The sequence below is a fragment of the Nitratireductor sp. WH36-1 genome, from assembly GCF_058725515.1.
This window is the reverse complement of record NZ_CM178970.1, coordinates 2,844,197-2,853,590: the sequence shown is the minus strand read 5'-3', so window position 1 is coordinate 2,853,590 and position 9,394 is coordinate 2,844,197. Positions and strand designations below refer to the sequence as shown.

Below are 9,394 nucleotides of genomic sequence, written 5' to 3'. Positions count from 1 at the left end.
GTGTGCGCCGAAACGTGGTCTGGCCGCAATGGTCCGATAGGAGGCGCGAGACGGGCGCGAGGCTGGAGTAGGAACCATGACGATACCCAACGTCATAACATTGATGCGCTTTATTCTGGTGCCGGGTGTGGTGTTTGCGCTTCTGACCGGTGACAATGGCTGGGCGTTTGCCGGGTTCCTGATCGCCGGCATTTCCGATGGCGTGGACGGTTTCATTGCGCGCCATTTCAACCAGCGCACGGAACTGGGCGCTTATCTGGACCCGATTGCCGACAAGCTGCTGCTGGTCAGCGTCTTTGTCGTGCTGGGCTACATGATGGAACTGCCCCTGTGGCTGGTGATCGCCGTGGTGTCGCGCGATGCGCTGATCATTGGCGGCGTGCTGTTGGCCAATGTGATGGGGCATCCCGTGGCCATGAAGCCGCTGTTCGTCTCCAAGGCCAACACGCTGGCGCAGATATTGCTGGCGCTTCTCGTGCTGGCCGAACTTGCCTTTGGATATAGTTCCGGTGCCGTGCGACTGTGGCTGATCGTGGCCACCGGCCTCTTGACCGTGGCTTCCGGAGCGGCCTATCTCATCGCCTGGATCAAGCACATGAGTGGATACGCAGAAAGTGACGCCGAAGGACACTGACAGCAACGCTGGGCCTGCGGTCGCCCGCTCGCCCCAACGCCCGCCATTGATACGCAACATTGCCTTCTGGCTGTTGGCGGCGCTGGCGCTTGTGCTGTTCCTCTACGTGTTCAGCTCGATCCTGCTGCCTTTCCTCGCCGGCATGGTTCTGGCCTATTTTCTGGACCCGGTCGCCGACCGGCTGGAGCGCATGGGCCTGTCGCGCACCTCGGCCACGGTGGTGATCCTGATCGGCTTCGTGGTCGTTTTGGCGGTCGGGCTGATGATTGTGGTGCCGGTGCTTGGCAAGCAGCTTGCGGATTTCGCCAGCCGCCTGCCGGAATATCTCACACGCCTTCATGAGCTGATGATCCGGCTGGAGCCGAAATGGGTCGACAGCCTGCTGAACGGCGAGACGGAAGCGCTGCGCGAAAACCTGACCTCCATCCTGGCGCAGGGCACAAGCTTCCTGGGCACGCTGTTCAAATCCGTGTGGAGTTCGGGTGTCGCCATCGTCAACGTGGCGAGCCTTTTCGTGGTCACGCCGGTGGTTGCCTTCTACATGCTGCTCGACTGGGACCGCATGGTGGAAAAGGTGGACAGCTGGGTGCCGCGCGACCATGTGGAAACGGTGCGCCAGATCGCCCGCGACATCAATGTGGCGACTGCAGGGTTCGTGCGCGGGCAGGGCACGCTGTGTCTTATTCTCGGCGTCTTCTATGCGGTCGGCCTTTCGCTGGTCGGGCTCAATTTCGGCCTGCTGATCGGTCTGTTCGCCGGCCTTATCAGCTTCATTCCCTATGTCGGCTCGCTGGTCGGCTTCGGCCTGTCCATCGGCATTGCCGTGGTGCAGTTCTGGCCGGAATGGTGGTGGGTGCTGGCGGTGGCCGCAATCTTCTTCTCCGGCCAGTTTCTCGAAGGCAACATCCTGCAGCCCAAACTGGTGGGCAAGAGCGTGGGCCTGCATCCTGTCTGGCTGATGTTCGCGCTGTTCGCCTTTGGTTATCTGTTCGGCTTTGCAGGCCTTCTGATCGCCGTTCCTGCGGCTGCGGCGGTGGCCGTGCTCGTGCGTTTTGCGATCAAGCAATATCTCGCTTCGCCGCTCTATAGCGGGCATCAGAAGCCGGGCAATACGCCCGAATCCTAGGACGACAAGAAATGCCTTCCCGCCAGCTTCCGCTAGACCTGCCTTCCGGAGAAGCGCTGACACGCGATGATCTCGTGGTGACGCCCGCCAATGCGCGCGCGGCGGCGCTGATCGAGAACTGGCCGTCCTGGCCCGCGCCGGTGGTGATCCTTGCAGGCCCCGCCGGCAGCGGAAAATCGCATCTGGCGGCCATCTGGTGCGAGGAGGCGGATGCCGCCGTCATCGCGTCCGATGGCATTGGCGCGGAGGCCATCGAGCTGGCCGGGGAGCGGCCGATCCTGATCGACAACGCTGATCGTGGCCCGGTGGACGAGAACGGTCTTTTTCACCTGATCAATGCGGCGCGCGCCGGCGGACAGCCCATGCTTCTCACCGCGCGCAGCTTTCCCGGCGCGTGGGGCGTGAAGTTGCCGGATCTTCTGTCGCGTCTCAAGGCGGCTGCGACCGTCGAGATCGACGAGCCCGACGACATGCTGCTTGCCGGCGTCATCACCAAGCTTTTCGCCGACCGGCAGGTGGATGTGGAGCCGCATGTGGTGCAGTTTCTGGTGCGCCGCATCGAGCGCTCGCTTTCGAGCGCGATCAGCGCCGTCGACGCCATCGACCGCGCCGCGCTGGAGCGCAAGACGCGCATCACAAGGCCGCTGGCAGCCGAGGTGATCAACGCGCTTGAGGCAAAGGCTTCCTGAAGCCGGACCATTTGCGCCGCACGTGGAAATCGGCCTCCTGGTGACAGCGCTGTTCCATCAATGGCTTTGCGCGCCGCGCAGCCGGCGTGGGAACCATTTGCGCCCCTGTTGGTTTGTTCCCCCGAAGCGAACCAACACGCGAAGGAGCGCCAGATGGACCATGAACAGAAAGAACGCACGACCGTTGTGACCACCGGAGGCGGCGGTGGCGGCGGGGCAGGCTGGTTTATCGCCGGCGGCCTGATCGTGGCGCTGATTCTGGGCGGTTTCCTCTTCTTCGGCGGCTTTATCGGTGACGGCGGAAATGGCGGCATCAACATCGATGTGCCCGAAAAGGTGACCATCGAGACACCGAAGCCGGCCGAATGATGAATTGTGCGCGGACGGTGCCCGGGGCTTGCCCCGAGCTGCCCGCTCTCCGGAGGCTCAGCGCACGATAAAGACCGAAACCGGCGTGTGGGAGGCAAGATAACCGGCGTTTGACGCGAATATGTGATCTGCAAATGTCGGCACGTGCGACGCCATCACGACAAGGTCGGCGCCAATTTCTCCCACGGTGCGCCCCAGAACGTCATCGAGATCGCGCACGGGATCGTGGCTAACCGCTGTCTTGACCTCTATGCCAACGCCATCGTCATTGCTGCGGGCTTCTGCAAATTGGGTGAGCTTGGCCGCGAAATCCGCTTCGCCATGGGCCACCGAGCTGGGCAGCGCGGTCGTCACACCCACATAGCACAGCGACGCGCCGTAGAGTTTTGCGAGGCCGGATGCGGCATCAAGCGCTTTGTCCAGCTTGTCGGCATGTGCGAGGTCGACGGGAACCATGATTCTCTTGAACATCGATTTTCCTCCTCTTTTCAGGGCAAGATGCCCGGTTTCTCCAGCACTTCTAATGTCTGAACCCTGACAGTTCGGGGGCAGGGCGCATTGACCTGAGGCAAATTATCGATTTTGCGCTGCACCCCCTTGCTTTCGATATCTGCAGACCCTAATGAAGCCGAACGTTCGGAGCGTAGCGCAGCCTGGTAGCGCATCTGGTTTGGGAGCCGAGGTTCCCGCTCTGAATTTCCTAAACATTACTTGGTCTTGGCAGTGTGCGTTTGCGTACCCGTGGGATTTTCCGTGGCAGTTTTCGTCGCTCGGTCAGCATAGGCATTGCTTGATGCTTCCAGCGCGGCGCGCAGATCGTCCTTCGTGATGTGCGCGTAACGGCTCGTCGTGGCGATCTCGGTGTGGCCAAGCAGCCGCTGGGTGGCTTTCAGGTTTCCGGTGGCGCGCATCAGCCTCGTGGCGGTCGTGTGTCGCGTATCGTGGAACCGGAAATCTTCGATGCCTGACTTCTCCCGTGCCCGCCGCCAGGCCGTCTTGAAGCCCTCAATCGTGATCGGACAGCGCTGGCCCTTCTTCTGCCGCTCGCGGGGGCGCTTGCAGACATAGGTGAAGACAGCCGTTTTGTGATCGTCCTTCAGGCTCCAGAGGAGGCGATACATCTCTTCCGTCATCGGAATTGTTCGTGTGCGGTCGCCTTTGCCGAGAACCGAGAACTCGCGGTTGAAGAAGTCAACGCGCGACCACGTCAGGCCGACAATCTCCGCACGCCGGCAACCCGACAGAAAAGCAAAGCGAAGGGCAGGGGCATAGTCATCCCGCATGGTCTCGAAGAGCGCTGCCTCTTCCTCCGGTGACGCTTCGCGCACGCGCTCCTGTGCCTCGGGAAGCCAGTGCTCGCTCCACTCTATGTCCTGCACGGACTGCTTCCAGATTTTCTTCGCGCGTCGGAGGATGGCGCGCATCGGCTCGCATACGGCACGGTTAACGGTGGCGCTGCTCGGCAGATGCGGCGAGCTGGTGAGCTTTCCGTCCCTGTTGCGAAACTCCACCGGCTCGGAGCGCCGGCGGGCCACTGCGCGGGCAATGGTGCTGTCGTCGATCAGGGATATGGGGGTCTTCTTACCGATCACTGCCTGAAGCCACGCGAGATATCGCTCCTGGTCGATGTGGTCGGCTCTGAACTGGGCTTTCTCCTCCCACCAGAGAGAGCTTGCGGTGAGGAAGGTCATCGGGGCGGAGCGCTCGGCGGCTTCCGCCTTTATCTGCCTTTTGAGCCCGTCTTCGAACTTTTCAGCTTCGCGTTTCGTCGTGCAGTCCGTCGAGCCTGAAAATCGATGCCCACGACAGCGGAAGTCGTAGCTGTAGACCTGTGAGCCGGGGCGCTTATAGACGGACATGCGGTCTTTTTCCTCGCCATGATGAATGCCGCGATATCGATCGGGTCATACCTGCGGGTGGCCCGCTCGCCGCGGCCGATGTTTACAAACGGGATTTCACCATCTGTCGTGAGATCACGCAACTGTCGGCTCGATATGCCGAGTTGCGCTGCGGTTTCGGCCGGAGTCATGAGGGCCATCGGAATGTTCCTCCCGGATCAAAATGAAAGGACAGGGCGAAGGTCACAGCAATCCTCGACAGCTGTGCTCTGCTGCCTGCTGGCAGCTCGGGCAGATGTGGACGAAATCCTGTTTGGGCTTGCGGTTGGCGACCTTTGGCGCAGTGCCAAAGAGCTCGACCGTGCCTTCGCCGTGTGTCGGATCGATCTTTGCCTTCACGATTCGCCAGCCGGCGGTTCGCGCGTCGGCGATCATCACGTCGAAATCTTCCCGGGCGTAGGTGTTCGGATACTCGGCGGGGCAGTGGTCGCAGGTGACCTGCGTGCGGCCCTGATGGAGTTCGATGGTCATTACAATTTGCCTCCCCGAACCGCTGCTGAATTCTTTTTCAGTTGAGTTGCGGGTTCACTTACGAGATTGCAGACTGGGTCGAATTGGGCATTGATGAGCTCAAGTTGATCAACAGGAGTTCTGGTCTTGCGCTCACTGATACTGGCCTTGTTCTTCATATGTGTGCCGTCTGTTTTAAGCGCCCAGGATGAAGCGCAGGATAGTCGCCCCTTTGATCATCATGAGATGGGCCGCAGCCATGCCAAGGCCGACGACGACAAAGAGCGTCCCAGCGAACCACCACCCGTTTCTCCAAAAGACGGGCCTCAAAATCAGGGGGCCGGTGATCAAGACGGTGGCAATGCCGGCGACGTGCGCGAGGAGAAAGTTGAGTCCCCTGTCGTCATTCGGTGGTGGCGCAATTACGACATGATCGCTGCCTACGCCGGTCTCCTTGCGGTCGTGGTGAGCTTCGCTGCGCTCATCATTCTTTGGCGAACGCTGAAGGCGTCTCTGGCTGCTGTCCGCGAGGCGGAGAGGGGCTCCGAGGCCGCCGTCGCCGCAGTCGAGGAAACGCGTCGAATTGGGCAGGCGCAGTTGCGTGCCTACCTCAGCGTGACTGAGGTGAAGGTTATAAAAGGAAGGGATGATCAGCCGTTCACTTTTGCTGCGACGCTGGTTAACTCCGGGAATACCCCGGCTGCCATAACCAGCATGAAACGATTCACAGCCTTCGTGGAGGGCCAGGTCGATGAGGATATCTCCACCTCGGCGGTCGAGCATGCTTACAGCGTCAACATAGGGCCGGGGCAGTCCAAGGTCATCTATGCGGCAAATGTCTCGATCAAACTGGTTGGGCTTCGGGAAGCCGTGCTTCGTGGAGAATTCACCGCAGCGTTCTACCTGAGGGTTGCGTATCGTGACGTCTTTGAAGACAGCCACGTCACCGAGGTTTTTCGCGTGGCCAACGGAATCGACATGTGTGTGACGCTGGTCGCCTTGGAGGAATACCCCGACACCTACGATTAAAGCATGGAACAGCATTGCTTACTCCGATCACGTGGTCGCGTAGATGAGCGGCAGGCCGACGCCATAGGCGAGGGCCAGCGCCATCATGGCCGCGCGCTCGATGCGGCGGCGCGCCAGAAAGGCGAGGGCGGCTTTCATGCCGCCCGCCTCTGCGACAGGGCATTGGCGAGGTCGCGGGCCTCGACGCCGTGTTTGTCGATATCGGCTGCGGAAAAGCCCTCGAGGGAAAGGGCATCGCGGTCAACCGTGCGCCCGCCGCCCTGAATGACCAGCATGGCGTCGGCCATAAGCTTCACGGGGTTGGTCTCGATGTGGGCGGCTTCCGTGGCCGAAATGTCGGCCTTCTGAAACTGGATCATTGCATCTCTCCGTTCGGGTGGCCCCAAGGCGGGCCGTACCGAGCGGAGGGATTGCTCGATACGGCCCTTGGGTGGGGAACGAAGAGGATAATATGCGCAAACGGATATTAATCAATCAAAAAAATGCGCAAACGGATATAATCCTTCGAATTGGCGGATAATTGCGCATAAGGTTGGCCGCTCCTCTCTGGGGTGCCTCTTATTCGTCTTCCTCATCCAGGTCATCGATCTCGATCAGGCCGGCGCCTATGCCCCAATCCAGTATGATCGCGTTGACGGCTTCGTCACGGCTCATCTCGTTCGCTTTCGCGAATTCGTCAGCCAGGTCCGCTACTTCTGAAATGAGGGTGATGTCACCGGCTTTGACAAGCTTGCCTTGAAGTCGAAGAGCCGCGCGCCGCAACAATATCTGGATCTCGATAGGCGTGAAGTCGTGCAGCGTGTCGGCTGCTTTCAGCAGTTCGTCAGCGAGCTTGTCAGTCATGGCTCGTCGCCTTCATTATTCAAGTCGTCGATCTCTATGAGCCCCATACTGATTGCCCAGTCGCGGAGAGCCAGATTGGCGGCATCGTCACGCGGTATGTCATGGGTCGCTGCGAACTCATCAATCACCCGAGAAATTTCTCGCTCGAGAATGGTGGTCCCGGATGGTTGGGTGCGATTGCCTATGTGCAATGAGGCACGGCGAAGCAAAACCTGTATTTCTGAGAGCGCTACGTTTTCGATGTTGTCGGCCGCTTCTAGGAGCTTGGCAGCGAGCTTGTCAGTCATGGCTCCCGTCTTCCTCTCGAATGCGCTCCCACTCTTCTGGCGTCAGCGCGGCCTTGAGAGCGATGTCGACCTCCGGCAGGAGGCTTTCCCACATTGGCCGGCCTTCGAACTTCGTGTTCTCTGGCAAGGCACGGGACGTACACAAGGCCCGGGCAGCGCGTTCGCGCGGAGGTTTGGGCTTTCTCATGACAGTTCTGCTATTCTATGCCCTCAGTTTAAGCTGTCCCTGTATGCCGCCTTGGCGCTCAACCTTCCGCGCTGGCGACGGTGGTAGGATTGCGAAAATCTCTCCGATCCATTCGAGATGGACGTCGTACATTTCCTCGGCATTCCAGGAGATCAGATTCACGCCGCCGTTGCTGCCGCGTGTGATGGTTTTGATGAACCGTTTCCCATCTGCCGTCCGTACAGCTGCCTGAAGGCCGTAGAATGCCTCGATTGGCTTCTGTTGTTCCCGGTAGACGATGATGATCGTGCCTTCGCGCATATAGGGAAGCATCGAAGTGCCTCTGACAGTAAAGGCGATCAGATCATCAGGGACATGGAACGGCACATGAACTTGATCGATGCCTTCCGGCGGCACCTGCTCGAAGTCTGGCATGACCTCTGACCCTGCGCCGACGAAGCCCATGACTGGCACTGCCATGCCATCAGCCGAAGGTTTTGGCGCATCCACTAAGCTGTCGAATGCTGCGTTGATGGCGTCGCGGCGATGCCCTTCGGGTTCGGATCCACTTAGCCATCTGTTCACCGTGGATTGCGACACATCGAAATGCTCGGCCACCTTCTGCTGTTTCCAGCCGGTGGCTTTCATGATTGCTCGTATCTTCTGTTCCATTGTCATGGCTCGGACGTTAGGCAACAGGGCGGATAAAGAAAAATCCGCTTGCGCATAAAAGAAGCTTGAAAATTATCCGTTTGCGCATACTATGCGCCCCTATGAACGCGATCCGGTACATCCGCAAAGAGATATTTGATGCAACCCAGGTGGAGTTTGCTGCGCTGATTGGCGTGACGCAGGCCAGCGTCTCTCGTTGGGAGAGGGATGTGTCTCCTTCGCTTGACGATATGCGAAAGATCAGGCTGGCGGCTGCCGAAAGAGGTATCGATTGGGATGACGGTTGGTTCTTCCAATCGCTGGAAAAATCTACTCCGGAGGCCGCTGAATGAGCGCGCTTCGTCAGCACTGTTCCTCCCAAGACCGCGTTTCCGACCTCCTCCCCGGAAACGTGGCACTGGCCGCGCCTGCCGGTTCCGGGTCTCGTTTCCCGGCAGGCGCGGCCTCCACTTCCATTCGCGTTTCGCCGGCCATGATGATCCTGCTCAAGGCGATTGCCGCCTATGAGAGGTTCGCCAGTGTCGACGCGCTGATTGCCGACATGGCCGCCGAGCGCGCCAGGGCTGCGGGCATTCCGCGCCTTCTGCGCGCCGTCTGCGACCTTGAGGCCGGTGCAGCCAGACGGTCCTTCGAGTTGCGGTTGCCACGGGAGGGGAAGGCTAGATGAGACTTTCAGGCATATCCCTTTGCCGGAATGAACCGCCTCTTGGCCTCGTGTCCGCAATTGAGGCAGCGAAGCGTGTGCTCCATGTGGCCCATCGGACCGGTAATTGGGTGCTCTTCTTCGCTTTGAAATTCCATGACCGCATGGCAGCGCGGGCAGTCGTTCGGCCCAGGTGCCTTGGTTGCCGCTTTTCCGGATTCGAGTGTCGCTACACGCGCCTCCAGCTCCGCGATGCGTTTGGGGAGGCTGGTCAAGCTTCTCCAAACCGGAATCTGATCGAGGATTTTCAAAATGTCTGAAACCGCAATCAAGTCGTGTCCTCCACCCAATGAGTTCTTTGTCGGCCCAGAGGGGATTACTCTGTGGCGCGCGGAAATCGACGGTATCAGCATCCGCTCTGCCTTCAAGAGCGTCGTTGTTGAGGCATTTCAGGGCGACCAGAAGATCAGTCATACGATCTCTGCTGCTCATGCACGCCACCTTATTGCGCTGCTGCAGGATGCAGTGAGCCTGGCGGATAGCAAATGATGATCGCGCGCTTCCCATGCGGACCTCCTTAGCGAACTG

The 9,394-nt window shown here is 59.9% G+C and carries 16 protein-coding genes and 1 pseudogene; 8 read left to right on the top strand and 9 right to left on the bottom strand.

The annotated features are described in order from the left end of the window. Positions 1-76 precede the first annotated feature (76 nt). The 4 genes from AC4PTT_RS13815 to AC4PTT_RS13800 all read left to right on the top strand — a co-directional run bounded on the left by AC4PTT_RS13815 (position 77) and on the right by AC4PTT_RS13800 (position 2,818). The gene (locus AC4PTT_RS13815) at positions 77-634 is read left to right on the top strand and encodes a CDP-alcohol phosphatidyltransferase family protein (protein WP_113154745.1); all 558 of its coding nucleotides are present in this window, start codon (positions 77-79) and stop codon (positions 632-634) included. Next, positions 600-1,760, top strand: coding sequence for an AI-2E family transporter (locus AC4PTT_RS13810; protein WP_328850064.1), 1,161 nt, complete (start codon positions 600-602; stop codon positions 1,758-1,760). The genes AC4PTT_RS13815 and AC4PTT_RS13810 overlap by 35 nt, the downstream gene beginning before the upstream one ends. Before the next feature lie 11 nt (positions 1,761-1,771). After that, positions 1,772-2,449, top strand: a complete 678-nt coding sequence (hdaA, locus tag AC4PTT_RS13805; RefSeq protein ID WP_113154747.1) for a DnaA regulatory inactivator HdaA — start codon at positions 1,772-1,774, stop codon at positions 2,447-2,449. A gap of 153 nt (positions 2,450-2,602) precedes the next feature. After that, positions 2,603-2,818 carry a hypothetical protein gene (locus tag AC4PTT_RS13800; RefSeq protein WP_317561050.1) on the top strand — a complete coding sequence of 72 codons (216 nt, stop codon included), beginning with the start codon at positions 2,603-2,605 and terminating at the stop codon, positions 2,816-2,818. A 57-nt stretch (positions 2,819-2,875) separates the two neighbouring features. On the opposite strand, the gene AC4PTT_RS13795 is transcribed toward AC4PTT_RS13800, so the two are convergent. From AC4PTT_RS13795 to AC4PTT_RS13780, 4 genes and pseudogenes are all read right to left on the bottom strand, one after another. Next, positions 2,876-3,289 carry a universal stress protein gene (locus AC4PTT_RS13795; RefSeq protein WP_206547399.1) on the bottom strand — a complete coding sequence of 138 codons (414 nt, stop codon included), beginning with the start codon at positions 3,287-3,289 and terminating at the stop codon, positions 2,876-2,878. A gap of 236 nt (positions 3,290-3,525) precedes the next feature. Beyond that, positions 3,526-4,677 (bottom strand): tyrosine-type recombinase/integrase, encoded by a 1,152-nt coding sequence (locus AC4PTT_RS13790; RefSeq protein ID WP_492161463.1) that lies wholly within the window; start codon positions 4,675-4,677, stop codon positions 3,526-3,528. Positions 4,678-4,748: 71 nt separating this feature from the next. Continuing rightward, positions 4,749-4,847, bottom strand: a pseudogene (locus AC4PTT_RS13785) (helix-turn-helix domain-containing protein); the annotation flags it as partial. 52 nt (positions 4,848-4,899) lie between these two features. Further along, the gene (locus AC4PTT_RS13780; protein ID WP_492161462.1) at positions 4,900-5,187 is read right to left on the bottom strand and encodes a hypothetical protein; all 288 of its coding nucleotides are present in this window, start codon (positions 5,185-5,187) and stop codon (positions 4,900-4,902) included. A 126-nt stretch (positions 5,188-5,313) separates the two neighbouring features. Between AC4PTT_RS13780 and AC4PTT_RS13775 the strand changes: the two genes are divergently transcribed. Further along, positions 5,314-6,195, top strand: coding sequence for a hypothetical protein (locus AC4PTT_RS13775; RefSeq protein WP_492161461.1), 882 nt, complete (start codon positions 5,314-5,316; stop codon positions 6,193-6,195). A 134-nt stretch (positions 6,196-6,329) separates the two neighbouring features. Here AC4PTT_RS13775 and AC4PTT_RS13770 read toward each other — a convergent pair whose 3' ends face one another. The 4 genes from AC4PTT_RS13770 to AC4PTT_RS13755 all read right to left on the bottom strand — a co-directional run bounded on the left by AC4PTT_RS13770 (position 6,330) and on the right by AC4PTT_RS13755 (position 8,139). Then, positions 6,330-6,554 carry a hypothetical protein gene (locus AC4PTT_RS13770; RefSeq protein ID WP_113154755.1) on the bottom strand — a complete coding sequence of 75 codons (225 nt, stop codon included), beginning with the start codon at positions 6,552-6,554 and terminating at the stop codon, positions 6,330-6,332. Between the two features lie 199 nt (positions 6,555-6,753). After that, a complete protein-coding gene (locus tag AC4PTT_RS13765) occupies positions 6,754-7,038 on the bottom strand; it encodes a hypothetical protein (RefSeq protein ID WP_492161460.1) in 285 nt (94 codons plus the stop codon). After that, positions 7,035-7,325 carry a hypothetical protein gene (locus tag AC4PTT_RS13760; RefSeq protein WP_492161459.1) on the bottom strand — a complete coding sequence of 97 codons (291 nt, stop codon included), beginning with the start codon at positions 7,323-7,325 and terminating at the stop codon, positions 7,035-7,037. The genes AC4PTT_RS13765 and AC4PTT_RS13760 overlap by 4 nt, the downstream gene beginning before the upstream one ends. 202 nt (positions 7,326-7,527) lie before the next feature. Next, the gene (locus AC4PTT_RS13755; protein ID WP_492161458.1) at positions 7,528-8,139 is read right to left on the bottom strand and encodes a S24 family peptidase; all 612 of its coding nucleotides are present in this window, start codon (positions 8,137-8,139) and stop codon (positions 7,528-7,530) included. A gap of 125 nt (positions 8,140-8,264) precedes the next feature. Here AC4PTT_RS13755 and AC4PTT_RS13750 point away from each other — a divergent pair, with 125 nt between their 5' ends. Next, a complete protein-coding gene (locus AC4PTT_RS13750; RefSeq protein WP_492161457.1) occupies positions 8,265-8,495 on the top strand; it encodes a helix-turn-helix transcriptional regulator in 231 nt (76 codons plus the stop codon). Then, entirely contained in the window at positions 8,492-8,830 is a 339-nt protein-coding gene (locus AC4PTT_RS13745) for a hypothetical protein (RefSeq protein ID WP_492161456.1), read from the top strand. Before AC4PTT_RS13750 ends, AC4PTT_RS13745 begins: the two co-directional genes overlap by 4 nt. Before the next feature lie 5 nt (positions 8,831-8,835). Here AC4PTT_RS13745 and AC4PTT_RS13740 read toward each other — a convergent pair whose 3' ends face one another. Beyond that, positions 8,836-9,138, bottom strand: a complete 303-nt coding sequence (locus AC4PTT_RS13740) for a hypothetical protein (protein ID WP_492161455.1) — start codon at positions 9,136-9,138, stop codon at positions 8,836-8,838. Between AC4PTT_RS13740 and AC4PTT_RS13735 the strand changes: the two genes are divergently transcribed. Continuing rightward, the gene (locus AC4PTT_RS13735) at positions 9,119-9,355 is read left to right on the top strand and encodes a hypothetical protein (RefSeq protein ID WP_492161454.1); all 237 of its coding nucleotides are present in this window, start codon (positions 9,119-9,121) and stop codon (positions 9,353-9,355) included. The two genes, AC4PTT_RS13740 and AC4PTT_RS13735, sit on opposite strands and share 20 nt — an antisense overlap. Positions 9,356-9,394: the final 39 nt, after the last annotated feature.

What these genes read in the sequence shown, in the direction of transcription:
- AC4PTT_RS13815 (WP_113154745.1), top strand. Translation starts at nt 77, where the DNA reads ATGACGATACCCAACGTCATAACATTGATGCGCTTTATTCTGGTGCCG.
- hdaA (WP_113154747.1), top strand. Translation starts at nt 1,772, where the DNA reads ATGCCTTCCCGCCAGCTTCCGCTAGACCTGCCTTCCGGAGAAGCGCTG.
- AC4PTT_RS13800 (WP_317561050.1), top strand. Translation starts at nt 2,603, where the DNA reads ATGGACCATGAACAGAAAGAACGCACGACCGTTGTGACCACCGGAGGC.
- AC4PTT_RS13795 (WP_206547399.1), bottom strand. Translation starts at nt 3,289, where the DNA reads ATGTTCAAGAGAATCATGGTTCCCGTCGACCTCGCACATGCCGACAAG.
- AC4PTT_RS13790 (WP_492161463.1), bottom strand. Translation starts at nt 4,677, where the DNA reads ATGTCCGTCTATAAGCGCCCCGGCTCACAGGTCTACAGCTACGACTTC.
- AC4PTT_RS13780 (WP_492161462.1), bottom strand. Translation starts at nt 5,187, where the DNA reads ATGACCATCGAACTCCATCAGGGCCGCACGCAGGTCACCTGCGACCAC.
- AC4PTT_RS13770 (WP_113154755.1), bottom strand. Translation starts at nt 6,554, where the DNA reads ATGATCCAGTTTCAGAAGGCCGACATTTCGGCCACGGAAGCCGCCCAC.
- AC4PTT_RS13765 (WP_492161460.1), bottom strand. Translation starts at nt 7,038, where the DNA reads ATGACTGACAAGCTCGCTGACGAACTGCTGAAAGCAGCCGACACGCTG.
- AC4PTT_RS13760 (WP_492161459.1), bottom strand. Translation starts at nt 7,325, where the DNA reads ATGACTGACAAGCTCGCTGCCAAGCTCCTAGAAGCGGCCGACAACATC.
- AC4PTT_RS13755 (WP_492161458.1), bottom strand. Translation starts at nt 8,139, where the DNA reads ATGAAAGCCACCGGCTGGAAACAGCAGAAGGTGGCCGAGCATTTCGAT.
- AC4PTT_RS13750 (WP_492161457.1), top strand. Translation starts at nt 8,265, where the DNA reads ATGAACGCGATCCGGTACATCCGCAAAGAGATATTTGATGCAACCCAG.
- AC4PTT_RS13745 (WP_492161456.1), top strand. Translation starts at nt 8,492, where the DNA reads ATGAGCGCGCTTCGTCAGCACTGTTCCTCCCAAGACCGCGTTTCCGAC.
- AC4PTT_RS13735 (WP_492161454.1), top strand. Translation starts at nt 9,119, where the DNA reads ATGTCTGAAACCGCAATCAAGTCGTGTCCTCCACCCAATGAGTTCTTT.